The following is a 23720-nucleotide window of genomic DNA, read 5'->3' on the forward strand; positions in this document are numbered from 1 at the left end:
TTATTATTCTCTGTTGTTTATATTAGCCACGCCAACAAGAATGTAAGCGCTATCATTTATTCATTATGAACTAAATAGAATTGAATAAAAACCGCTATTATTAAAGTTGAGAAAAATAATTAAAAGTTAAATTTTGCAGAAGATAGAAGAAGTCTGAAAATTGAATGCCAGCAAGTGTTGCTGGCATTCGAAGACAAATCATTTGATTAACCGAATAGTACTCGGTTCACTTGATTTTCTAATAGTTCTTGCTTGCCACTTTGATGGCGAGGAGAAAGATTATTAGTCACTGTATGGTTTGCCAACGATTCTAACGTGAAGTCACCAGACGTAATGCCTTTACCTAAATCACCGCTCCACCCTTTATAGCGATTCGCAACCGCTTCAGACAGGAAGTTCTTTTCTAACATTTGAGCACCTTTTTTCAGGGCTAATGCAAGGTGATCCATGCCACCAATATGACCAATAAACAAGTCACTTGGGTCGCTAGATTGACGACGTAGTTTAGTATCAAACAAGAAACCACCCGTTTTAAAGCCACCCGCTTTCAAAATGTCACACATAACCATAGTTAATTCTGGTACGTCTATAGGGAACTGATCAGTATCCCAACCATTTTGAGCATCTCCGCGGTTAGCATCGATAGAACCAAATAAACCTAATGAAATTGCCGTTGCGATTTCATGCTGGAATGAGTGCCCTGCTAACGTCGCATGATTTACTTCAATGTTAACTTTAATTTCATCTTCCAAACCAAACTGTTTTAAGAAACCATAAACGGTTGCAGTATCATAATCATACTGATGTTTAGTAGGTTCTTGTGGTTTTGGTTCAATAAGTAATGTGCCTTTAAAGCCAATCTTATGCTTGTGCTCAACAACCATTTGCATGAAACGACCCATTTGTTCACGCTCTTGACGTAAATCAGTATTAAGTAATGTTTCGTAACCTTCACGACCGCCCCACAATACGTAGTTTGAACCGCCAAGACGTTTAGTCGCGTTCATCGCATTGCAAACTTGCGTTGCTGCATAAGCAAAAACTTCTGGGTTTGGATTAGTTGATGCACCAGCGGCATAACGTGCGTTACTAAACGCATTTGCCGTGCCCCACAATAACTTCATGCCAGTTTCTTCTTGTTTTTGTTCAAGAACGTCTGTCATTTCTGCAAAGTTATTAACATATTCTTTAATACTATTTCCTTCTGGAGCAACATCAATGTCGTGGAAACTATAATACGGCACACCTAATTTTGAGAAAAACTCAAATGCGACATCCGCTTTTTCTTTTGCTCGGGTCATTGCGTCACCAGCTTGTAACCAAGGACGATTGAACGTGCCTTGACCAAAAACGTCCGCGCCGTCCCAACAAAAGTTATGCCAATAACATGCACCAAATCTTAGATGTTCTGCCATTGTTTTACCCAAGATAACTTCTTCGGCATTGTAATGATGGAACGCTAGTGGATTATCACTGTCAGTACCTTCAAACTTTATTTTTTCGATATCTTTGAAATATTGAGTCATCTAAGACTTCTCCTGCTCATGTGCAAAAAGCACCTTAACTTATGATGTCGCCATCATCGCCAAGAAAGTGTGCTTCAACAATTATGTTTTTTAAAAGCGGACTTTCGCTTTTTAGTGGTTTGGTTTTATTTCGTTCTTTTTCTAGTTTTAATGAATTGAAACCAGATATTTAGGCTAGATTGATTCAGCTAAGACATAACCTCAGTTACTAACCAAGGTTATGATTTAGCTTATTCGAGGTTTAAAAAAGTGGGACTAGCGCGTTATATAATTTTCTAAACTTAACTTGTCGTTGTTTAAAATGTTCATGTTGCGCTAAGTTTGGCTTGTGCAACTCAACCATTGGCGGCACAGGGCAGATATCACTGAGTGCTTTATCTGTTTCAACCCCAAGTTGTGCCAAACGTGCAGCACCAAGTGCAGGACCAACTTCGCCACCCGTTCTAAAGCTCACTGGACGACCTAATACATCAGCTACCATTTGACGCCAATACGGACTCTTAGCTCCGCCACCAATTAATGTAATATCGTCAGGAATTAACCCGGTTGAATGTAACGCGTCTGCACCATCAGCGATTGCAAGCGCGACCCCTTCCAATACGGCATAGGTCATTTCTTCTTGGCTTGTTTCACCTGTTATGCCAAAAAAGCTTCCCTGTGCATGTGGGTTGTTGTGGGGCGTTCGTTCACCAGCGAGGTAAGGTAAAAATACACATGACGTTGTTTTATCAAACTCAGTTTTTTGCATGTTATCCAACAACTCAACAACTGATTTACGGGCAATATTGTCTGCAAACCACTGCAAACAACTCGCCGCACTTAACGTAACGGACATCAAATGCCAAGAATTGGGTAATGCGTGACAAAAGCTATGTACCGCAGAATCTGCGTTCATGTGGAATCCGTCTGCAGCAGCAAAATAAACGCCAGATGTTCCTAGCGAAATCATCGCCTGACCAGGATTGACGATACCAAGTCCAATAGCACCTGCCGCATTGTCACCAGCCCCAGCAACGACAGGGACAGAATTTAATCCCCAACGTTTCGCTAATTCAGGATTTAAATGGCCTGTAATTTCACTTCCTTCAAACAATTCCGGCATTTGCGTTTGTGTCAAACCGCAAGCGGCTAACATAGCGTCATCCCAGCATCGCTTGCCGACATCTAGCCAACAAGTGCCTGCCGAATCTGACATATCACTGGCAAATACGCCGGTTAATAAAAAACGTAAATAGTCTTTAGGCAAAAGGACTTTTTCGACTTTGGCAAAATTTTCAGGCTCGTGATTTTTAACCCATAATAGTTTTGGCGCGGTGAACCCAGGCATAACGATATTGCCGGTTATTTCTCTCGCGTTTGGAACAGTTGCTTCAATATCAAGACACTCCTGTTCACAACGCCCATCATTCCAAAGAATTGCAGGTCTAATTACGTCATTGTTCTTATCTAACAATGTCGCTCCATGCATTTGTCCAGAAAGTCCAATAGACAAAATATTGCTCAACGATTGCTTTGCAGAAAGTTGATCAAAACAATGTTCAAGTCCTGTCCACCAATCTGACGGAGCTTGCTCAGACCAAAGGGGTTTTGGTCTTGATACTGAAAATTCACTAGAAGCCGAGTCTACTATTTCGCCTGCCGTGTTCATTATGACTAATTTGATACTTGACGTACCAAGATCGATTCCCAAAAACATACGTTCGCCTTTTTGATTTTGATGTTTACACTTCTTTGTATATCGCAAACACCAATTTAAGTTGCGCCTATGGTTTTAAAATTCGTCTCTTCGCACAATTACGAAATTTCATAAGCACGTTTACATTTTCGCCAAATCGCTTTATTAACGTTACGAATACCCTTATTGTAAGTTTGACAATAATAAAAAACATAAATCAAACAGGTACGGATTATGATAATTCGTGAGGAGAGCAATCATGTTTCAATCAAGGCACAGTATTACCTTGTTGTTTAACGCAAATAAAGTGTACGACCGTCAAGTTATTGAAGGTATTGGCCACTATTTACAAACCTCTAAAGTTGACTGGGATATCTACTTAGAAGAAGACTTTCTAACCCGCCTAGAAAATATCAATGACTGGGCTGGTGATGGAATTATTGCAGATTTTGACGACGCCGAAATTCGTACTGCATTAGCTGATTTAACAGTCCCTGTTATCGGTATTGGAGGTTCTTATCAAGATAAAAATGACTATCCTTCTGGCCCCTATGTAGCCACTGACAACTTAGCTGTCGTAGACGCAGCGTACAATCACCTCAAACAAAAAGGACTAGAGCAATTTGCATATTATGGATTGCCACATGATAAAGATCACCGTTGGTCTGAGGAACGAGAAAAAGCAATTTCCGAGTTAACAAAACAAGATGGATATAGCTGCCAGGTTTATCTTGGTCACAACACTAGCCCAGATACATGGCAGTATTCGATGAATCGACTTGCTGATTGGATCCAAAGTTTGCCTAAACCCATTGGTATCGTTGCGGTTACTGATAGCCGTGCTCGTCACTTGTTGCAGGCCTGTGATCATTTAGGTATCGCAGTACCAGATCAAATATCAATAGTAGGTATCGATAACGACGATATTGCCCGGTACTTAAGTAGGATCAGTTTGAGTTCAGTAACTCAAGGTTGCTTTGAAATGGGTTATAAAGCCGCTAAGTTTTTACACCGAAAATTAGATGGTATCGAAATTAAAAACAACATTATAAAGGTACCTCCAACAGGGGTTGCCGAGCGTCAATCATCAGATTTTAAAGCATTAAATGACCCGCATGTTATTCAAGCGATGCAGTTTATTCGCCAAAACGCTTGTCGCGGTATTAAAGTTGATCAGGTCACCGATTACGTTGGGATTTCGAGAAGTAATTTAGAAAATCGATTTGTTGCGGAGCGTGGACACAGCATCCACACTGAGTTACACAATGAAAAACTCGCCAGAGCATGTAAAATGTTAAAAGAAACAAGTGTACCAACGAAGGAAGTCGCGTGTATTTGTGGTTACCCATCATTGCAGTATATGTATGCAATATTTAAAAAGCATTTTGATGTTACCCCAACTCAATTTAGGGATAATCATAATAAAAACAAAGTTGCTTCATTAGCATATGAGCACGAGTTTTAACTTATTCCAAGCACCATTTATAGGCGCCATATTTAGACGCTATTTATTGCATAAATAGCGTCTAAAACTCAAAACCTCGGCTCAATTTAAACAGCTGGCTGTCAACATTAGCCAAATCTAAAACCACGTCAAAATGATTACGAGACTCGATCTCTAGAACGCTATTTACAATACATTGTTGTTCTAGGTGAGCAGCAAACTCCTTCGACTGTCGTTTAAACTCAGACGTTTCATTGTTGCCAAAGGCGATAACAAAAGGGCAATTATTTTTAAACTTAAGTCTAATCGGGCTATAGACAGCAATTTGATCCTCAGGAAGACGTAGAACGTCATTAATATCGGTATTTGTAATTGGCTCTATGTCGTAAATACCGCTAATTGCAACAACCCCTTTAACCAAATTTTTAGGAAGCGAAATTTTGATGTCATTATCCGAACGCCATTTAGGCCAATGAGTCGCACACATCATCGCTGCAATATGTGCTCCACCTGAGCTACCTATGAGCACGATCCTTTTTGGATCAAAGCCAAAAGAGGAAGCATTTTCATAAAGATAAGCTATTGCTCGACGATTTTGCTCGATAATTTCAGCCAAATTAACATCGGGCAGCAGTGCATAGTTAATCACCGCAAAATAGTCGCCATGTTGCTGAAAATTCGTAGCCGCAAACCCAGAGACTGATTTATCTAACTCTTGCCAAACTCCCCCATGGAGGTAGATATAAAGTGTTTTACTGTTTGTAACATCACAATGCGGCACAAATAAGTCGAGTTTTTCAGCATCTGAAGAACCGTAAGACAAGTTTTCTAACACACTTTGTGTTTCCCTCGCCCACCAAAGTGCCTGCGCACTTCTTTCCGCGTAGCGGGCTATATACACTTGAATATCTTCAATGCAACTACTAGGGGAATACTCTTTTTCTAATTCTAATTTTTCGAGTTTTCTATACATTTGGATACTATATTGACACACATAACATCAAGAAAATCACAACTGATAAACAGCTGCAATAATATGCACAAAATCATTCCCCATTTGACGTACGAATTTGTTTACAAACTAAAGCAGATCACATAGAACGGCCTACTTATTGGCATTGCGCCTTATGTCATGTATTGGAAAAAATACAGCTAATTTACAGATCGATTCTATTTGCCAAAATCGGCAGTTTTACGTTAAGCAAAACTTAATATTGAGGAAGGTTATTAAATTAATATAGGTTTCATCAGTTTATTTTTAATGGGTATAATGGCGCATTAGCTCCCTGTTACTCATAAGAGATTTATGCTTTCTAAAAATCAGATGAAATTAGCACGTTCGTTAGGTCAAAAAAAATTCAGAAAAAGTCTAGGACAGTTCCTTGTGCAGGGGGAAAAGAATGTCCTAGAATTATTGCAATCAACGCTCAAAGTTGATCAAGTTTTTGCCACTGACTCATTCGTAAGTCAGCATGAAACACAAATTAGAGGTTTGCAGGTTACCGTTACTGACGAGGTGACGTTATCTAAAATAAGTACATTAGCTGCTAACAATACCGTTATCGCCATCGTTACGACGCCCCCCAACGTATCTTTTCAAGACCGTGGTTTAACCATTGCATTGGATGGTGTCTCAGATCCAGGTAATTTAGGGACGATTATTCGAGTTGCTGATTGGTATGGAATACAACAAGTCGTATTAGGGACAAATTGTGCTGACCCTTATAATCCAAAAACTATAAGCGCAACCATGGGCAGCTTTACTCGCGTTGAAATTGTCTTCGCTAATTTAGCCGAGATATTACCTACAACAAATCGGCCTGTTTATGGTGCATTTTTAGAAGGTGAAAACTTACATCAAGCGACACTTTCAAATGAAGCAATTATCGTAATGGGCAGTGAGTCACACGGAATTAGTAGAGAGGTTGCTGCGTACATCAACAAACCAATAACTATTCCACGTTTTGGTTTTGCAGAATCACTCAATGTTGCAATGGCTACAGGAATTATTTTAGATAACTTTATTCGCTAGGACTAACGGTTGGCCTTATTGGTTACAGGCTTGTAAATGAAAGTTTTAACGACCAAACATTTAGTTGCGTTATTGTTAGCCACCAAATGTTCAACAAGCAAACAAAATGTGACCAAATAAAATTCTGAAGTCCGATTATCAGTATTTTAATTGATCACAATCGTTTTGTTGATTGTGTTGTTACTTGCGACTTTTTTCTAATTTAGCTAACAGACTCGACGTATCCCAACGTTCACCACCTATGGCTTGCACTTCGCTATAAAACTGATCAACAAGCGCTGTTAGTGGCAAATGACTGCCATTTTTACGGGCTTCACTTAGGGCAAAACCCAAATCCTTGCGCATCCAGTCAACGGCAAAACCATGTTCATATTCTCCTTGCCACATTGTTTTATGACGGTTGTCCATTTGCCAACTGCCAGCGGCACCTTGAGATATTGCTTCGATAACTTCAACGCCATCTAATCCAGCGCTCCGAGCAAAATGAAGCCCTTCAGCAAGTCCTTGCACAACACCTGCAATACAAATTTGATTAACCATCTTAGTCAATTGACCGGCGCCAACCTCACCTAGTCGTTTAGAGAATTTAGCAAAACTATCTATTACGGGTGCTGCAAAATCGTAATCCGCCTGTGCCCCACCAATCATAACCGTAAGCACGCCGTTTTCAGCACCTGCTTGACCACCTGAAACAGGGGCATCTATAAACCTAATGCCGTGTTCGTTGGCTTTGGCATTAACTTCTCGAGCAACTTCAGCTGACGTTGTGGTGTGATCGACAATTAACGAGCCCTTGGCTAATCCGGCTAATACACCGTTGTCACCATATATGACCGATCTTAAGTCATCGTCGTTGCCAACACATACAAACGCTATTTCACAATCTTCTGCGGCAGTTGCCGGCGTTAAGGCCATATTGCCACCGTATTGCTCTACCCATAATTGGGCCTTGCTGGCGGTACGGTTATAGACAGTGACATCGTGACCTGCATTTAACAAATGTCCAGCCATTGGAAATCCCATGACGCCCAAACCGATAAAACATATTTTCATAAAACAATTCCTGTGAAAAAGTCATTATTCCTGACTTTATTGATTTAAATCTATTAACAACACTACTATTTACGTTACGGTGTTTATATTCACTCTATGTGCTCAGGATAAACCTATTATGTCAAAATTTACAGTCGCAGTATTCAGCAGTAAACCTTACGATAACCAAAGTTTATTGCAGTGCACAACAGATGACATTGAATTTCAATTTTTTGAAACTCGATTGACTGAAGCTTCTGTACTAATGGCACAAGGCGTTGATGCAGTCTGTGTTTTTGTAAATGATATTCTCAATCGTGAAGTTTTAACGCAATTGAAAAATATGGGGATCAATAAGATCGTATTGAGATGCGCCGGTTTTAATAACGTTGATTTGTCTGCTGCTAAAGAACTAGAAATGTCCGTCGCTCGTGTCCCAGCCTACAGCCCAGAAGCTGTCGCTGAACATACAATTGCATTATTGTTAACCTTAAATAGAAAGTTGCACAAGGCCTATAATCGAATAAAAGATAATAACTTTAGCCTAACTGGATTGATGGGTTTTAACCTTAGTGGTAAAACAGTGGGAATTATTGGCACAGGTAAAATTGGCGTCGCTACGACCCAAATCCTTAGAGGATTTAAAGCGAATGTAATTGCCTATGATCCAAATCAATCCGAGGAATTTAAAGCGCTTGGCGGTGAATATGTCTCAATTGATGTTCTCTATAATCAATCAGACATAATCAGCTTGCACTGCCCTTTATCGCCAACAACACATCACCTCATTAACGACCAAGCACTGGAAAAGATGAAACAAAATGTCATGTTAATTAATACCAGTCGCGGAGCATTAATCGATACTCAAAGTGTGATTAAACATCTTAAAAATAAAAAAATTGGGTATCTTGCGCTAGATGTTTATGAACAAGAAAGCGAATTGTTTTTTGAAGATCACAGTTTTGATATCCTTCAAGACGACACTTTTCAACGCCTTTTAACCTTTCCAAATGTATTAATAACCGGACATCAAGGTTTCTTTACAGCAGAAGCTTTGGAGCAAATTGCATCAATCACCATTAGTAATATTAACGATTTAAAAGCGAATCGCCCCTGTATTAACAGTTTATAGTTTTGTTCTATATTGCAGTATGACGCTGAGTGAGATACCGTGCTACCGATGTAAACGTTTAACCAACTTATCGGGTGCAGATGTCATTACCCTATTGGTCCATGTTTAAGTTAACGAAAATGCCAAAATAAGGCACAACATTCAAAGTGAATTCTACATGCATATATTAATTACAGGCGCATCTTCTGGAATAGGCAAAGCCCTATCTATTTTATTATCAAAAGATGGTCATACCTTAAGTCTTTGTGGTCGCTCGAAGCAAAAACTTGCATCGACGCTAACCCAATTGGAATTACCAGCAGCAAATCACGCAAGCTTTTGTATAAGTGATTTTGAGGCGGTAAATGATTTCTGTGTTAACTCAATTGAGCATTCAGGCGCCATTGATGTCCTAATTAATTGTGCAGGGCTAAACTCGGCTCGAGGTGCGGGTCACGAATTACCCATTAACGAATTAGATTGGATGATGAAAATAAACTGTTATGCACCAATCCAATTTATGCAGTCCGTATTGCCAGATATGATTGCGCGACAACAAGGTTTTGTCATTAACGTAATGTCAACGACATGTCTATTCTCAAACCCCGGAATTGCGGGCTATTCTGCGAGTAAAGCGGCATTTGATTCTTATACCAAAATAATGCGCAAAGAACTCAGGGAAAATAATATTAAAGTGAGTTCAATTTACCCAGGCGGTGTCGATACCGATTTTAGAGAAACTAGCCGACCTCAATACCTATCCCCTTACGATGTAGCCGTCGCGATAAAACATGTCATTGATATGCCTGAAAATGTGCAACCTCACGAACTTGTTATCCGTCCGCAATGTGAAGAAAACTTCTAGCCAATGTCATCTCGCCTAATCTGGTGAAATTGAAGATTCGATTATAGACCTCTCATACGAGCGTTCTATAATCGTCTTAGATGTCGATTGTCCCTGTCAGATATACAACGGCCTGTCCTGAAACTAAAACTTGCTCACCAACAATAGAACAAAACAGTTCACCCCCTCTAAAAGAGGCTTGGTAAGCTTTTAACTCAGTTTTGTTTAATTTTTTAGACCAATATGGTGTTAAACCAGAATGAATGGATCCGGTTACAGGGTCTTCATCACCACCATTCGCAGGCCAAAAATAGCGTGAGACAAAGTCATATTTGTCGCCTGTTGCGGTTACAACAACATCCAATGGTGCCAAGGATTTTAACGCTTCTGACTCATACTGCAACGAAGTCACATCTTCTTCTGTTTCAAAAATAGCAAAATAAGCCTGCCTATTTTTTAATACTTCAATTGGTTTCTTGCTTAAACCTGCAAGTAATTCTGATGGAATATCTAACACTGGTTCTGGCTCTTGATTAGGAAATTTCATTTCGATAAAACCAGTAGGTTGTCTAGATATAAACAAGTCTCCAACTTTATCTGTACTAAATTGTAGTTCACCTGTTACTTGGTAATACTCAAATAATACAAATGACGCGGCTAATGTTGCATGACCACAAAAGTCGATTTCAGTAATAGGAGAAAACCACCGAATATCGTAAGCATTATGCCCCTTTATCGAAATAAAAGCGGTTTCAGACAGATTATTCTCGATTGCGATTGACTGCATTACACCGTCATCGAGCCAAGTATCTAACAATACGACGGCTGCAGAATTACCTTTAAACTGTGTGTTGGTAAATGCGTCTACAATATAAATTGGCAACTTCATTTTTATCCTTAAACCTTTGTGGATAGTTACTTAGGTAAAGCAAATATGATCATTCTAATTAATGAACTATAAAGCAAAAACATGGTTTTGGGATATAAAACAAAAACTTATTGTGCGGCAATTTTAAATAATTGAGTGCCAATTTGCACCGCAGCTGAGGGGTAATGCAAGATAACAATACCGCTAACGGGAGAAACGATTTCTTTAATTGCTTCCTGCGTATCAAATTCGAGTGAATTTAACACTCTTGCCAATACTTGTCCTTTTTGCACAATTTGCCCAGGTTTGGCCAAATATTCAACCATGCCAGCATATTTTGAAAACAAAGTACGGTATTGGCTTAAGTCAGTAATCGTAACATCTTTTGCCGGTAACGGTTTAAAGCCATCGATAAACTGATGAGTCTGCAAATAGTTTAATATACCGTCTGCGTCCATTTTAGCCTGTTCAAGACAGATGTTTTCCTGTGAACCAAGTTCAACGGTATAAGCTTGTACCCTATACTCAAATGTTAAGCCCTGTTTCGCAAAGAGTTCTGCCAATTTTACTAATGGAGTAAAACTGGCTTCGTCGAGTGCACCGGCAAACTTTTCTGGAATTGAAATAACGGTTTCAATTTGAAATTGAGTTGCCTGCTCTGCGAGAAAATTAGGGCTATAGATATGTCGAGTAGAAGATGGACCCGTATGTAAATCTAATACAAGATCCGCTTCAATCGCCATATTTTGCAACGTTGAATTTAAGTATTGGGCGGTGTTTACGCCCCATTGGGACTCAAGTTTATTTTCGAGTTGTTGTTTTAAGAACAATCGTAATTTAAACACAATGTCGTCTTCCATTGCATTTTTAGAGCCTTGCTGTGCAAACGCTTCAGTAATCTTAGGTAAATCTAATGTGGAAAAAAACGCTTCTATTTGCTGCTCATCGTAATGATAAAAACGATTCCAATTATTACCATTCGTTGCGTCAAACCGGCCTTGCAAATATTCGCCTGCTCGTTGTGTGCGTCCAAACGGATTGCAATTTGGAACGAGGACAAAATTAGCATTGAGATGACACTCCTGCAGTTTTTGAATTAACTTTAGAATGACCGCACTGCCCTGCATTTCAGCCGCGTGCACTGCACTTTGAATATACACAGTACGTTGTGCATCAGCAGTTTCCGGGCTTAACCGATAAACAGGAATGCCAATCTCTTGACCGGCGATATCCTGATTTAAGGTAAGCAATTGCTTTTCAATTTTTATCATTAGGTGATTACAACATCTAGCCTTTATTACGCAGCAAAAAGATCGTCGTGTATTCTACGAACAATGTTTTCTGCGGATGCTTGTTCTACTAAGAAGCACACATTATGTTGCGAGGCACCATGACAAATCAAACGCAATTGATCGTTTTCAACTGTTCTAAATATACTGCTAATACGGCCTGTGCCATCTTGGCCACTGTGGATGTGATTACCAATAACCGCTACAAGTGCCAAGTCAGACTCGACCTTCACTGAACAGAAATCTTTAAGGTCACGAATACAAGCGTCTGTTAAATCAGCCATCGGTGTATTAGGTGGGTTATCAATTGTTAATGCGACAGAAATTTCAGACGTTGTGATCAAATCAATTGATAGTTTGTGTTTTGCTAAAATCGCAAATACGCGCGCCAAGAACCCCGTTGCATGTAACATTTCAGGACTTGTTACCGTGATCAATGTTTGATCTTTTCTAAGTGCTACAGCACGAAATGCCGGTTTATGACTGACTTCTTTCGAAATCCAAGTGCCACCGGCATTTGGCTCTAAGCTAGAACCAACAAACACTTTCACGCCACTTCGAATTGCTGGTATTAACGTCGCTGGATGTAAAATCTTAGCACCAAACGTGGCCATCTCAGCCGCTTCATTAAAGCTAATCTCACCGATTGGTCGGGCTTTGTCGGTGATACGTGGGTCAGTAGTATAAATCCCCGTTACGTCTGTCCAAATTTGTAATGCAAAGGCGTCAACCGCTTCTGCAAATAATGCAGCGCTGTAATCCGAACCACCACGTCCTAGTGTAGTTGTATTGCCAAAACTGTCCTGACCAATAAACCCTTGAGTAATAACAACTTTTTCTTTAAAAAGTGGTACCAAAACATCCGTAGCATGTTGTTTAGTAACGGCAAGATTTGGCTCTGCTTTGCCAAATGTACTGTCAGTTTTAAGCACCTGGCGACCGTCAAATGACGTTGCTACATCGGCGTTTGCAACCTTGTTCATTACCGCTGCAAATAACTGACTCGACATTCTTTCACCAAAAGACAAAATTTCATCTTTCAATTTAGTAGAGGTTAATACGTCGTCCTGCGCTGCAACTTCAGCAAGTTGCCCCAACAGTTGTTCGATAACTTGTTCTAAATCTTGCGGGCGACCCAAGTCATTTAGAATTGAATTTTGTATATTTCTGATCTGTTGCAAAACGCTTTCGCGCTCATTTGCGCTTAGACTCTCATTGCCAAGTTTAACCAAAAGGTTAGTTACGCCAGCGGATGCTGAAACGGCAACAAGACGGATATCGTTATTATCCAAAATAATTTGAGCGCAACGGCTCATCGCTTCAAAATTTGCGACACTTGTGCCACCAAATTTGGCAACAGTTAAAGATTGTAATGAGTTAGACATTCAGTCTTCCTTAATAAAATTTATAGAAATCAATTTATTAAGAAGAACAAGGCATATTTAGGTAGGACTTACAAAGTAAGACGTCTTTACATGCCAGAAGCTCTCCACCTTAATAAACATTGTTTATTAAATATCCAGGTGACAACTGCAAGGATTCAACCTTGCGAGCCGAAATCACTTATTCTCAACTAAGTGCTTTCTCGGCGTTGTGCCCCATCATTAACTTGCCTCGAGATTGAGATCTCTTCAGTTAACTGCCTGACCAACGCGCCTCTTCTGGTGTTGTCGGTTAATAACTTAACCAACAACCTGTTCCAAACCTGCTGGAACGCGTGTATTAAACAAAAAATTAGAGTAAAAAGTCAAGAAATCATTCAAACTTTTTAAACTAATACATAACTAATTAAAAACAATATAAAAACAATTTGATTAGATTTTCTCTAAACTAATGCAACCCACACTGTATCCGGCACCAAAACTGCACAAAATCCCTTTATCTCCAGAGGTAAAATCATCTTTGTATTTATGAAACGCAACAATAGAGCCCGCTGACGCTGTATTCGCAAATTCATCTAAAATTAACGGCGCATCTAAAAACTCAGGTTCACGGCCTAATAACTTTTTAGCCGCAAACAAATTCATATTTATATTAGCTTGATGCAGCCACATACGCTTTACATCTGTAACTGGCCAATTGTTTTTTCCTAAATGCTCAGTAATCACTGTGGTCACCATTGGCAATAACTCCTTGAATACCTTTCGGCCTTCTTGAAAAAAGAAACTATTGTCGGCAGGCAAAGATTCGTAACAATGGTCCACATAACTATGGTTACAGCGGATGTTATTTGAGAACTTAGTAACTTGACTGGTGTTAATGATCTTAAATTGATTGTCTGACGTTGCAGTCTCTGTCGATTCGATGATTAATGCAGTTGCAACATCACCAAATATAAAATGGCTATCACGGTTAGAATAGTCTAATTGTGGCGTAGTGAACTCCGGATTTACGATCAGAACCGTTTTTGCAGAACCACTTTTAATCGCATTTACCGCATTAATAAGCGCAAACGTTGCCGTAGAACAAGCAACGTTCATATCAAAACCAAATCCTTGAGCCCCTAGAATACTTTGCACTTCGACTGCCATAGATGGGTATGAGCGCTGCATATTTGACGAACCTAAAATGACTAAGTCGATATCTTCGGCATTTTTGTTTGCGTCTTTTAATGCTTCTTTGGCAGCTTCAACCGCCATCAAAACCATTTCAGGCGGTGTATCGACATCATTCTTCACAAGCTTTGGGTGCATAACATTAATGTCAGTAACACCGTCTTTACACATCATATAACGTGATTTAATGCCTGAAGCTTTTTCTATAAATTCTACACTGGATGTTTTTTTGGCTTCAACAGTTCCAGCTGCAATTTCAACGGCATTTTCGCTATTAAACTTCTCTGAAAATGCATTTAATACATCTACTAACTCTTGATTAGACACTTTATAAGGAGGCACAAATAGGCCAGAACCTGAAATTACAACACTCGTCATATACAACTCGAATTCTTAATTATATCTTATGGTTATTATTCGCCTGGCGAACCCAAAGTGCAACCTTTTCGAAAAATAAAGACAATTAAACTCAAAATAACTTTAGATACCGGAAGTTAATTAGTCATCTGACGTGTTGAAGCGAAATGTTAAACACCCTAAAACTTATATTTATTGTGGCGAGCATTTGCACTCATTAGATTATTACAGTGATTTTAATTACATAGTAATTAAAGGGAAAAACAAGCATTGAATTTATCGTGGTTAAGTATTTATTTTTAAATGAAAAGTATATTTAAAAAGCGTCAGTAAACTTAAAATTGGGGAGCTTACTGACGCTATTGATATTAGTTAGCTGCTGTATCCAATGGGGCAAATGACTTTACAAGATCGTCTATTTGCTTCATTTGAGACAAGTACCCTTCCAGTTTATTTAGCGGTAATGCACAAGGTCCGTCGCATTTTGCTTCATTTGGATTTGGATGCGCTTCAATAAATAACCCTGCAATACCTAACGCCATACCAGAACGAGCTAGCTCTGCTGCTTGTGCTCGTCTGCCATCCGCTGAATCGGCACGTCCACCAGGGCGTTGAAGCGCGTGTGTCGCATCAAAAATAACAGGCGCTAAACGTTTCATGTCGTCCATTCCCAACATGTCTACAACAAGGTTGTTGTAACCAAATTGACTACCACGTTCACATAAAATAACTTGGTCGTTACCAGCTTCATTAAATTTGTTGATGATATGACGCATTTCGTGTGGTGCTAAAAATTGCGGCTTTTTAACATTAATGACCGCATTGGTTTTAGCCATCGCCACAACTAAGTCCGTTTGACGGGCTAAAAATGCTGGTAATTGAATTATATCCACAACTTCAGCAACAGGCGCTGCTTGATGTGGTTCATGAACATCGGTGATAATTGGTAAATCAAATTGTGCTTTTACTTCTTCGAAGATCTTCAGCCCTTCTTCAAGACCCGGACCACGATAGGACGAAACAGACGAACGGTTCGCTTTATCAAATGACGCTTTAAAAACATATGGGATCCCAAGTTTAGTGGTAACTTCTTTATAATGTTCAGCAATTTTCATCGCCAAATCTCTAGATTCCAATACATTCATGCCACCGAACAATACAAACGGTTTGTCGTTTGCGACTTCAATGCCGTTTTTTAAATTGATAGATTGCGTATTTATTTCAGTCATTACTGTTTCCAATTAGTTTAATACAATGTCTAGATGGCAACTGATTGTAAAATCATGCCACAAAACCAAGCTGCAAATGTGCCAATTGCATACCCCAAAACAGCCAATAAAACACCTACTGGTGCCAAAGACGGATGGAACGCAGACGCAACTACTGGGGCAGACGCAGCGCCACCAACATTTGCTTGGCTACCAACCGCCATATAAAACAATGGCGCTTTGATCAGCTTTGCTACACTCAACATTAACGTTGCGTGGATCAACATCCAAACGATGCCAATGACAAAGTATACTGGAGTATCGGCAATTGCCGTTATATCCATATGTAAGCCGATAGAGGCGATTAAAATATACAAAAATGCGCTGGCGATTTTTGAGGCCCCAACGGTTTCAATTTTTTTCAGTTTAGTAAAGGACAACGAAACGCCAATTGCGCTGGCCGAAACAATCATCCAAAAGAATTTGCTGTGAAAACTGAGTTTTTTACCTTCCGGAAAGTTTTCAATCATCCAAGGCGTTATCAAGTCTGCAAATAAATGAGCAAAACCTGTGACACCAAAGCCAATCGCACAGATCATCATTATATCCGGCAGCATAGGCATCCGGGCATTCTTTTTCTCAAAGTCTTCTACTTTTTTCCGTAATGCATTAATTGCAGTGGTATCAGCACCGGTTTTTTCGTCAAACCGTTTGGCATTACCAGCAAGAATTAATAAAACGGCCATCCACATGTTAGCGACAAAAATATCCACCGTAACCATCGCAGAGAAAATTTCACCACCGACATCATATGATGAGAGTTCAAATACTTCTTTCATCGCACTTTGGTTAGCACCGCCGCCAATCCAACTTCCGGCAATTGTTGTCATACCTCGCCAAATCCCCTCAGGGTTTACGCCAAGTAAATCTGGAACAAGTGCGGAGACAACTAGCAGCGCGATTGGTCCCCCAACCACGATGCCGAGAGTGCCGGTAAGAAACATGATCAGTGCTTTTGGTCCTAATTTTATTATCCCTTTTAAATCTACACTTATCGTTAATAACACTAAGCAGGCAGGTAACAAAAATCTTGACGCTACATAATAAACACTCGAATTTGCACCATCGACTATGCCAGCTGTATTTAAAATAGAGGGAAGGAAATAACACAAAAATAATGCGGGAACGTATTTGTAAAACTTTTTCCACGAGGCGTTTTCACTTTGATTTGTATAAAATACAAACCCCAGAATAATTGCTAACAAACCTAAGACCGTGGCGTCATTTGTGATCAATGGCGTCGCCATATAAACCTCATTATTATTTTTATTTTGTAGGGAAACGACAACCTTTTAATTGCTCTAAGTGGCATTATTTTGAGTTGTCGAACAGAGGAGAATTTATACCACTTTTTTACATATTTTCCAAAACGTTATATGTAATACCATTTCACTATTTTCAAACAGGAATGCTTAATCAACGAGTGACTCTAAAAACATTTTATTTCAAGGATTAAGTGGTGTAAGCAATTAAAAACAACAAAAACAGAAAATAGCACCAAAACCAAGATGCTTTATCGTCTATTGGCGCAACTTTAGTGGATGGTTTCTAGTTGACCGTGGAGATCATCCATCTGCATTTTCAAGAACATAGTCATGGGATCGTTTGGACACGCCTTAATGAAGTAATCAAAGTCGTCTTTGGCCCATTTGTCGCATTCGAGTTGCTGTAATACAAGGCCTCGGTCGCGACGTTCATAAGGATCTTCAGGAAGTAATTCCATTAAGGTTTCGACGCAGTTTAATGCCTCTTCTAAAAACCCTTCTTCAAGCATAAAGATTTTTTGTTCGGTTAATAAAATTTTGACAATTTCATCAGTCGGGATAGGTTTTGCAAACGTCGCAATTTCGTTTGTCATGCTGTCGCGCACATCATCAGAGGAGATGAGATACTCACAACCGCCAGATAAAGCGTCTACTACAATTAACTCAGAATTAGACAATTTGATAACCAGTCCAATTTGTTCTTCAACTTCGGCAATTGACGCATCAAAACCGAGCTGTTTCAATAGGTACGCTAAAACGACACTCATGCTCAGGTAATTGCCTGTGCGGTGCATTATGCAATACGATATATTGGCCAATGAACTTTCAGGTATGGTTTGCATGCCGGGTCCTGAAAACGCTAACTCGTCAAAAATCACGTCCAACAATGCATAAAACCTGTCGGTTGGATTGAGTTCAGAATGATCAATATTTTTCAGATAGGCAACATGCGCTGCTAACTGCTCTTCAATTTCTTTGATTGAAAAAACATATTGCCAATTTTGTTCTAATAACAGGACTTCTTGTAACAATTCATCAGACGATTCCGCCTGATACAACCAATTTGCTGACATAACTTCTCTATAATGACGGTACTACTAAGGGTATATGTAGTCGGCACAGAGGGAATTCAACCCAATGTAGATATCACATTAACGATTCTTTCATTCGCTAATCGAATCTGTGCCGCTTATAAGACGAGTAAAAAATAAATGTAATGAGGCTAGAATACGCTTTTGGTTGCCGCTATTTTGCCGGCAAATAATAAACACACGGTCGCCGCGGCCAAAAAGCTATAACTCTTTGCTGGTTTTGCCGACTTAATCGCTACAATGGCAAACCCTATATAACCGATAACAAACAAAACCTTAGCCGTTAACCAGGCTGTTTGGATTGGATATTGTTCAATGACAAAGCACATAGCCACTGCTGATATTAGCAAAAATGTATCTATAATGTGTGGGGCGATTGCCAAGAATCGAGTTTTTGGTCGATTCTGAATTTTAAATCGATAAAAACGATAATAAAAAAATACTACGCTTAACAGCACAAAAGCCAGGTGACTATGTTTAACAGCAAAATACATTTTTTTCCCTATTTAATACTTATGTAATTGTAATTACCTAGTGACAGTAAATTAGTCTGGATAGAGGTTCATTAACTGCTCTAACTCAGCCGCAGAGTCCATCAATATGCTGACAAGTTTTGGATCAAACTTTTTACCACTTTGCTCCATTATAAACTTATGCGTTTCTTCTGGTTCCCACTGTTCTTTGTAACAACGTTTGTGGCGTAATGCATCATATACATCAGCTAATGCAACAATTCTTGCAAACACATGGATATCCTCGCCGGATTTACCGTCTGGATAACCAGTTCCATCCCAATTTTCGTGATGCTCTTTTGCAATAATGGCGCCCGCTTTGATAATGTTTCGATTAGAGCCTTCAAGTATTTTGTAGCCGACTTGAGCATGCGTTTGCATCATTTGCCATTCATCTGGATCTAACTTCCCTGCTTTGTGCAGTATGTGTTCTGGTATCCCTACTTTGCCAATATCGTGAAGCGGTGCTGCATTTTTTACAAGTTCAGCGTCACTGACACTTAAGCCAGACTTAGAAGCTAACATATGACTAATATTTGCGACTCTACGCACATGATTTCCAGTTTCCGTCGAACATTGTTCAACCGCTTCACCTAAACGATAAACGAGTTCACGTTGAGTATCTTCTAATTCGATTTGCAATTGAACATTTTCGTAGGCAATTTGAACATTTTGCGCAAACATTTCGATTAATACTTTTTCATCAACGCCAACGTTCGTTGGTAAACCCGAAATGTAGAGTATTGAATTGCTTGAAAAACGACTCGAACAATAGGCAACTAAATAGTCACCATGATAAACAATCGATTTATTTGTAATGGCTTCTTCAAATGCGAGGCGAAGTTCATCTTCTAAAACATCATTGACGCTTTTGCCTACAGTGTTTTCAAAATCGCCTTGAGCCGCGATAACGCGCAAGTTTTGTTGGTGTTCTGACTCTGTACAATTAACCATTAATGAATTCGTTACATACATGGCTTTTTCTTCGCCACAACCTAAAACTGAAGTTAATTGTTGTAACACGCCGTCAATAAACTGATCCATCGAATGGATAGAGAAAATGTTAGCTGACGCTTCAATAATTTTTTTCAATCCCTGTCTACTATGTTCAAGCGCAATAATATCTCTATAAGCGCGTAAGCTAGACATAACGACAGTAAACAGTTTTTGTGCGGTTAATTCTGTTTTTGATTTGTAGTCATTTATATCGAAGTTGACAATGACTTGGCGTTCGGGAGCTTGACCGGGTTGGCCAGTCCTAAGAATAATTCTAATTTTTTGGTTTTTGGCTTCTTCACGAATAAATTTAGCGACTTGCAACCCTGCATCGTCGGTTTCCATTACCACATCTAATAGAATAATCGCGGCGTCAGGATGTTTGATGATGAGTTCTTTACCCTCTTCACCGCTGTATGCGCTGATAAATTCAAGGGTTCGGTCTTGAAAGGTAAAGTCGCTTAACGCCAATTTGGTTACGGCATGAACTTCAGGCTCATCATCGACAATTAAAACCTTCCAACTTCCTACTGTCGCGACTTCTTCGTCGTCAAACTGATCATCCGCAAATAAAAAATCATCGTTCATATTGCTGCCTTCTAGTTCTATGTTCTTCAACTTCGCTATGCGAACAATATGAGCCTAACCCAATTATCAGAAATAGCCAATTGAAACTCGGTCATTACCACTTAAATCTTTAAATGTATCAACATATTGAAAATTAAAGTCGCGTAATATGTGGCGTACTTCCACACCTTGCTCAAAGCCATGCTCTAGAATTAGTTTGCCGTTTCTTTTTAAATGACGTCGAGCGTTTTCGACAATATAACGAATGTCAGCCAATCCATGTCCTTTTGCAACCAAAGCCGTTTTAGGTTCAAACCTAACATCGCCCAGATTAAGATGTGGGTCATTTTCGTCGATATAGGGTGGGTTAGAAACGATAAAGTCGAATTTTTGATCAGCCAATGCGGTAAACCAACTGCTTTCAACAAATTGACAATTAGGGATCTGATTCAGTTTGGTATTATGTCGCGCTAGCAATACGGCCTCGGGTATAATGTCGACACCAGTCCATTGCCATTTAGGTAAACTACTCGCTAATGATAATGCGATAGCGCCAGTACCAGTTCCTAAGTCGAGACCTTCTCCCTGCTCTGGTCCCTTAGATTCGATGATTTCCAGAACTTTTTCGACCAAAATTTCAGTATCCGGTCTTGGAATTAACGTCGAGTCGTTTACCGCCAACTCTAAATCCCAAAATGCGCGTTTACCGACAATATGCGCGATAGGACGCCCAGTTTTTCGTTCTTCGACAAGCGAAAAAAATTGGTCGCACTGCGGTGTTACTAACAACTTTTCGGGCCAAGTGAACAAGTATATTCGTTGGCAATCTAACACATGACACATCAGCAGTTCTGCGTCTAACTTGGCAGAGTCAGACAATGCAGAAAATTCGTTTGCTGCATTGTCTAACAGCTGTTTAATACTGTTTGGTAAATAGGAGTTATTCATCAGCCATAGACGCTAGTAAGTCCGCCTGGTATTCGTTCATTAACGGCTGAAGTACACAGTCTAAATCACCTTCCATAATTTCATTTAATTTATATAAGGTTAAATTGATACGATGTTCTGACATACGCCCCTGTGGGAAATTATAGGTACGAACACGTTCAGAACGGTCTCCACTGGCGACCAAATTACGGCGCATGCTGGTTTCCTCAGCGTTACGTTTTTCATCTTCCGCAGCTTGCATCCTAGCACTCAATACAGACATCGCTTTGGCTTTGTTTTTGTGCTGTGAACGTTCATCCTGACACTCAACGACAATCCCCGTTGGGATATGGGTAATACGTACCGCCGAGTCTGTTTTATTAACGTGCTGACCACCGGCACCAGAAGCACGGTAAGTATCAATTTTTAAGTCCGCTGTATTTATTTCGATGGCTTCTGCCTCTGGAACTTCAGGCATAACAACTACAGTACATGCAGAGGTATGCACCCGACCTTGAGATTCTGTTTCTGGCACACGTTGTACTCGGTGACCGCCAGACTCAAATTTCATCGTTCCGTAAACATTATCACCTGTGATGTGGGCAACAACTTCTTTAAATCCGCCATGTTCGCCTTCGTTGGTACTCATAAGTACCACACGCCATTTTTTAGATTCAGCGTAACGGCTGTACATTCTAAATAAATCACCGGCAAAAATAGCCGCTTCATCACCACCTGCACCTGCTCTAATTTCTAAAAAGCAGTTGTTCGAGTCGTTTGGATCACGAGGCAACATTAAAATTTGTAATTCATCTTCGTATTTTTCAATGCTGACTTTTGCTGACTTTAATTCTTCCTGCGCCATTTCACGCATTTCCGCATCGTCTTCTTCTAACATTGCTTTCGCTTCGTCTAAATCTTCACGGGCAGCTTGGTACAATTTAAATGTTTTTGTAATGTCTTCAAGATCAGAATATTCTTTCGATAACGCTCGAAATTTTTCTTGATTACCAATGACTTCTGGGTCACTCAACAAGGCTTCTACTTCTTCGTAGCGCTCAGAGAGGCCTTCTAATTTACTCACTATCGAATCTTTCATTGGATCCCCAATACGGTTTTAATAATAGCCAATTCTTCATTGTTTTGTTTCTCTGCCGCATCTTTTAATGCAGACGTCGGCGCATGAATGAGTCTATTGGTTAATTTGTTAGCTAACTCTTTAAGTACCTGCTCAGCATCATTGCCAGATTGCAGTTGATTAAGGGCTCGCTCTAATAATTCGTCTTTGACAGAAATACTTTGATCTCTGTAATCTTTGATTAGATCAACTGAGTCTAAACTGCTCAACCAATCGTCAAAGATAAATGCTTTGTCATTAATGATAATTTCTGCGTCTTCAGCGGCTGCACTTCTCGCCTGCATGTTGTTCGCTACAATATCTTGCAAATCGTCTACGGTATACAAATAAGCATCGTCTAAATCAGCAACTTGTGACTCAATATCTCTCGGTACCGCTAAATCAACGAGAAACATTGGTCTGTGTTTTCGTTTTTTCAGTACATTTTCTATCATGCCTTTACCGATAATAGGCAACGTACTGGCAGTCGAACTGATAACAACATCCGCTTCCATTATTTTTTCAGAAATCTGACTTAAGGTACACGTTTTGGCAGAGAATTGCTCAGCTACGGCTTCTGCACGGCTTAACGTCCGGTTCGCTACAGTGATGTCTTTTGCGCCTTGCTCATAAATATGTTTTGCTACAAGTTCGATAGTTTCACCGGCACCGACTAACAAAACGCGTTTGTCTGTAAATTGGCCAAAGACTTGTTTTGCTAATGTGACAGCAGCAAAAGCTACTGATACGGCGTTCACTGAAATATCGGTTTCCGTTCGAACTTTTTTGGCAACGGAAAACGACTGTTGAAACATCCGCTCAAAATACGTTTTAATCGTACCTACAGATTTGGCTTGTTGGTAAGCTTGTTTCACTTGCCCCAATATTTGGGGTTCTCCAATCACCATTGAATCTAACCCACTAGCGACGCGCATTAAATGGCGAGTAGCGTCTACATCACGATGGATATATAAATGCTGTTGAAGATCAGCAGGGTTGAGCTGATGAAAATCAGCTAACCATTTGATTACTTTTTCAGGTTCAGCCACGTCGCCAAAGCAATAAATTTCGGTTCGGTTACATGTCGATAAAATGACAGCCTCGTCACACCCCGCTTCTTTTTGCACAGTTTTTAGCGCGTCCGGTAAGTTATCCGGCGTAAACGCTAAGCGCTCGCGTAACTCAACCGAAGCCGATTTGTGATTTAAACCTAGTGCAATAACCGTCATATATTGGCTTTTAAG

At 39.8% G+C, this 23720-nt stretch carries 20 protein-coding genes and 1 riboswitch; of the genes, 4 read left to right on the top strand and 16 right to left on the bottom strand.

What is annotated here, in order from left to right:
• Positions 1-206: 206 nt before the first annotated feature.
• Positions 207-1526, bottom strand: coding sequence for a xylose isomerase (gene xylA / locus KO525_RS01400; RefSeq protein ID WP_215962009.1), 1320 nt, complete (start codon positions 1524-1526; stop codon positions 207-209).
• Positions 1527-1767: 241 nt separating this feature from the next.
• On the bottom strand, positions 1768-3222 hold the full coding sequence (gene xylB, locus KO525_RS01405) for a xylulokinase (RefSeq protein ID WP_215962010.1): 1455 nt from the start codon (positions 3220-3222) through the stop codon (positions 1768-1770).
• A gap of 238 nt (positions 3223-3460) precedes the next feature.
• Between xylB and KO525_RS01410 the strand changes: the two genes are divergently transcribed.
• Positions 3461-4666, top strand: a complete 1206-nt coding sequence (locus tag KO525_RS01410; protein ID WP_215962011.1) for a DNA-binding transcriptional regulator — start codon at positions 3461-3463, stop codon at positions 4664-4666.
• A 61-nt stretch (positions 4667-4727) separates the two neighbouring features.
• Here KO525_RS01410 and KO525_RS01415 read toward each other — a convergent pair whose 3' ends face one another.
• Positions 4728-5618, bottom strand: coding sequence for an alpha/beta hydrolase (locus KO525_RS01415; RefSeq protein WP_215962012.1), 891 nt, complete (start codon positions 5616-5618; stop codon positions 4728-4730).
• 333 nt (positions 5619-5951) lie between these two features.
• On the opposite strand from KO525_RS01415, the gene KO525_RS01420 reads away from it, so the two are divergent.
• Positions 5952-6677, top strand: a complete 726-nt coding sequence (locus KO525_RS01420) for an RNA methyltransferase (protein WP_215962013.1) — start codon at positions 5952-5954, stop codon at positions 6675-6677.
• Positions 6678-6857: 180 nt separating this feature from the next.
• On the opposite strand, the gene KO525_RS01425 is transcribed toward KO525_RS01420, so the two are convergent.
• Positions 6858-7730, bottom strand: coding sequence for an NAD(P)-dependent oxidoreductase (locus tag KO525_RS01425; RefSeq protein WP_215962014.1), 873 nt, complete (start codon positions 7728-7730; stop codon positions 6858-6860).
• Positions 7731-7848: 118 nt separating this feature from the next.
• On the opposite strand from KO525_RS01425, the gene KO525_RS01430 reads away from it, so the two are divergent.
• Together KO525_RS01430 and KO525_RS01435 are read left to right on the top strand one after the other, a co-directional pair.
• A complete protein-coding gene (locus KO525_RS01430) occupies positions 7849-8841 on the top strand; it encodes a 2-hydroxyacid dehydrogenase (RefSeq protein WP_215962015.1) in 993 nt (330 codons plus the stop codon).
• 157 nt (positions 8842-8998) lie between these two features.
• Complete coding sequence (locus tag KO525_RS01435) at positions 8999-9685, top strand: SDR family oxidoreductase (RefSeq protein ID WP_215962016.1); 687 nt, start codon at positions 8999-9001, stop codon at positions 9683-9685.
• Positions 9686-9761: 76 nt separating this feature from the next.
• On the opposite strand, the gene KO525_RS01440 is transcribed toward KO525_RS01435, so the two are convergent.
• From KO525_RS01440 to hemA, 12 genes are all read right to left on the bottom strand, one after another.
• On the bottom strand, positions 9762-10553 hold the full coding sequence (locus KO525_RS01440) for a PhzF family phenazine biosynthesis protein (protein WP_215962017.1): 792 nt from the start codon (positions 10551-10553) through the stop codon (positions 9762-9764).
• A 107-nt stretch (positions 10554-10660) separates the two neighbouring features.
• Entirely contained in the window at positions 10661-11803 is a 1143-nt protein-coding gene (locus tag KO525_RS01445; RefSeq protein ID WP_215962018.1) for a succinylglutamate desuccinylase/aspartoacylase family protein, read from the bottom strand.
• A gap of 26 nt (positions 11804-11829) precedes the next feature.
• Positions 11830-13206: a lysine-sensitive aspartokinase 3 gene (lysC, locus tag KO525_RS01450; protein WP_215962019.1), complete on the bottom strand. Its 1377-nt coding sequence runs from the start codon at positions 13204-13206 to the stop codon at positions 11830-11832.
• An 89-nt stretch (positions 13207-13295) separates the two neighbouring features.
• A riboswitch (Lysine riboswitch) is annotated at positions 13296-13490 on the bottom strand.
• A gap of 145 nt (positions 13491-13635) precedes the next feature.
• Positions 13636-14754 (bottom strand): beta-ketoacyl-ACP synthase III, encoded by a 1119-nt coding sequence (locus KO525_RS01455; protein WP_215962020.1) that lies wholly within the window; start codon positions 14752-14754, stop codon positions 13636-13638.
• A 347-nt stretch (positions 14755-15101) separates the two neighbouring features.
• The gene (kdsA, locus tag KO525_RS01460; RefSeq protein ID WP_252736757.1) at positions 15102-15962 is read right to left on the bottom strand and encodes a 3-deoxy-8-phosphooctulonate synthase; all 861 of its coding nucleotides are present in this window, start codon (positions 15960-15962) and stop codon (positions 15102-15104) included.
• Between the two features lie 29 nt (positions 15963-15991).
• On the bottom strand, positions 15992-17248 hold the full coding sequence (locus tag KO525_RS01465) for a DUF819 domain-containing protein (RefSeq protein WP_215962021.1): 1257 nt from the start codon (positions 17246-17248) through the stop codon (positions 15992-15994).
• A 287-nt stretch (positions 17249-17535) separates the two neighbouring features.
• The gene (locus KO525_RS01470) at positions 17536-18339 is read right to left on the bottom strand and encodes a tetratricopeptide repeat protein (RefSeq protein WP_215962022.1); all 804 of its coding nucleotides are present in this window, start codon (positions 18337-18339) and stop codon (positions 17536-17538) included.
• 149 nt (positions 18340-18488) lie between these two features.
• On the bottom strand, positions 18489-18851 hold the full coding sequence (locus KO525_RS01475) for a SirB2 family protein (protein WP_215962023.1): 363 nt from the start codon (positions 18849-18851) through the stop codon (positions 18489-18491).
• 51 nt (positions 18852-18902) lie between these two features.
• Positions 18903-20453 (bottom strand): DUF3369 domain-containing protein, encoded by a 1551-nt coding sequence (locus KO525_RS01480; RefSeq protein WP_215962024.1) that lies wholly within the window; start codon positions 20451-20453, stop codon positions 18903-18905.
• Positions 20454-20519: 66 nt separating this feature from the next.
• Positions 20520-21380 carry a peptide chain release factor N(5)-glutamine methyltransferase gene (gene prmC, locus KO525_RS01485; protein ID WP_215962025.1) on the bottom strand — a complete coding sequence of 287 codons (861 nt, stop codon included), beginning with the start codon at positions 21378-21380 and terminating at the stop codon, positions 20520-20522.
• Positions 21373-22458 carry a peptide chain release factor 1 gene (prfA, locus tag KO525_RS01490; RefSeq protein ID WP_215962026.1) on the bottom strand — a complete coding sequence of 362 codons (1086 nt, stop codon included), beginning with the start codon at positions 22456-22458 and terminating at the stop codon, positions 21373-21375. Before prfA ends, prmC begins: the two co-directional genes overlap by 8 nt.
• Positions 22455-23705 (bottom strand): glutamyl-tRNA reductase, encoded by a 1251-nt coding sequence (gene hemA, locus KO525_RS01495; protein ID WP_215962027.1) that lies wholly within the window; start codon positions 23703-23705, stop codon positions 22455-22457. The genes prfA and hemA overlap by 4 nt, the downstream gene beginning before the upstream one ends.
• Positions 23706-23720: the final 15 nt, after the last annotated feature.

It is taken from the genome of Psychrosphaera sp. B3R10 (genome assembly GCF_018861025.1).
Lineage (GTDB): Bacteria > Pseudomonadota > Gammaproteobacteria > Enterobacterales > Alteromonadaceae > Psychrosphaera > Psychrosphaera algicola.

What these genes read in the sequence shown, in the direction of transcription:
- xylA (WP_215962009.1), bottom strand. Translation starts at nt 1,526, where the DNA reads ATGACTCAATATTTCAAAGATATCGAAAAAATAAAGTTTGAAGGTACT.
- xylB (WP_215962010.1), bottom strand. Translation starts at nt 3,222, where the DNA reads ATGTTTTTGGGAATCGATCTTGGTACGTCAAGTATCAAATTAGTCATA.
- KO525_RS01410 (WP_215962011.1), top strand. Translation starts at nt 3,461, where the DNA reads ATGTTTCAATCAAGGCACAGTATTACCTTGTTGTTTAACGCAAATAAA.
- KO525_RS01415 (WP_215962012.1), bottom strand. Translation starts at nt 5,618, where the DNA reads ATGTATAGAAAACTCGAAAAATTAGAATTAGAAAAAGAGTATTCCCCT.
- KO525_RS01420 (WP_215962013.1), top strand. Translation starts at nt 5,952, where the DNA reads ATGCTTTCTAAAAATCAGATGAAATTAGCACGTTCGTTAGGTCAAAAA.
- KO525_RS01425 (WP_215962014.1), bottom strand. Translation starts at nt 7,730, where the DNA reads ATGAAAATATGTTTTATCGGTTTGGGCGTCATGGGATTTCCAATGGCT.
- KO525_RS01430 (WP_215962015.1), top strand. Translation starts at nt 7,849, where the DNA reads ATGTCAAAATTTACAGTCGCAGTATTCAGCAGTAAACCTTACGATAAC.
- KO525_RS01435 (WP_215962016.1), top strand. Translation starts at nt 8,999, where the DNA reads ATGCATATATTAATTACAGGCGCATCTTCTGGAATAGGCAAAGCCCTA.
- KO525_RS01440 (WP_215962017.1), bottom strand. Translation starts at nt 10,553, where the DNA reads ATGAAGTTGCCAATTTATATTGTAGACGCATTTACCAACACACAGTTT.
- KO525_RS01445 (WP_215962018.1), bottom strand. Translation starts at nt 11,803, where the DNA reads ATGATAAAAATTGAAAAGCAATTGCTTACCTTAAATCAGGATATCGCC.
- lysC (WP_215962019.1), bottom strand. Translation starts at nt 13,206, where the DNA reads ATGTCTAACTCATTACAATCTTTAACTGTTGCCAAATTTGGTGGCACA.
- KO525_RS01455 (WP_215962020.1), bottom strand. Translation starts at nt 14,754, where the DNA reads ATGACGAGTGTTGTAATTTCAGGTTCTGGCCTATTTGTGCCTCCTTAT.
- kdsA (WP_252736757.1), bottom strand. Translation starts at nt 15,962, where the DNA reads ATGACTGAAATAAATACGCAATCTATCAATTTAAAAAACGGCATTGAA.
- KO525_RS01465 (WP_215962021.1), bottom strand. Translation starts at nt 17,248, where the DNA reads ATGGCGACGCCATTGATCACAAATGACGCCACGGTCTTAGGTTTGTTA.
- KO525_RS01470 (WP_215962022.1), bottom strand. Translation starts at nt 18,339, where the DNA reads ATGTCAGCAAATTGGTTGTATCAGGCGGAATCGTCTGATGAATTGTTA.
- KO525_RS01475 (WP_215962023.1), bottom strand. Translation starts at nt 18,851, where the DNA reads ATGTATTTTGCTGTTAAACATAGTCACCTGGCTTTTGTGCTGTTAAGC.
- KO525_RS01480 (WP_215962024.1), bottom strand. Translation starts at nt 20,453, where the DNA reads ATGAACGATGATTTTTTATTTGCGGATGATCAGTTTGACGACGAAGAA.
- prmC (WP_215962025.1), bottom strand. Translation starts at nt 21,380, where the DNA reads ATGAATAACTCCTATTTACCAAACAGTATTAAACAGCTGTTAGACAAT.
- prfA (WP_215962026.1), bottom strand. Translation starts at nt 22,458, where the DNA reads ATGAAAGATTCGATAGTGAGTAAATTAGAAGGCCTCTCTGAGCGCTAC.
- hemA (WP_215962027.1), bottom strand. Translation starts at nt 23,705, where the DNA reads ATGACGGTTATTGCACTAGGTTTAAATCACAAATCGGCTTCGGTTGAG.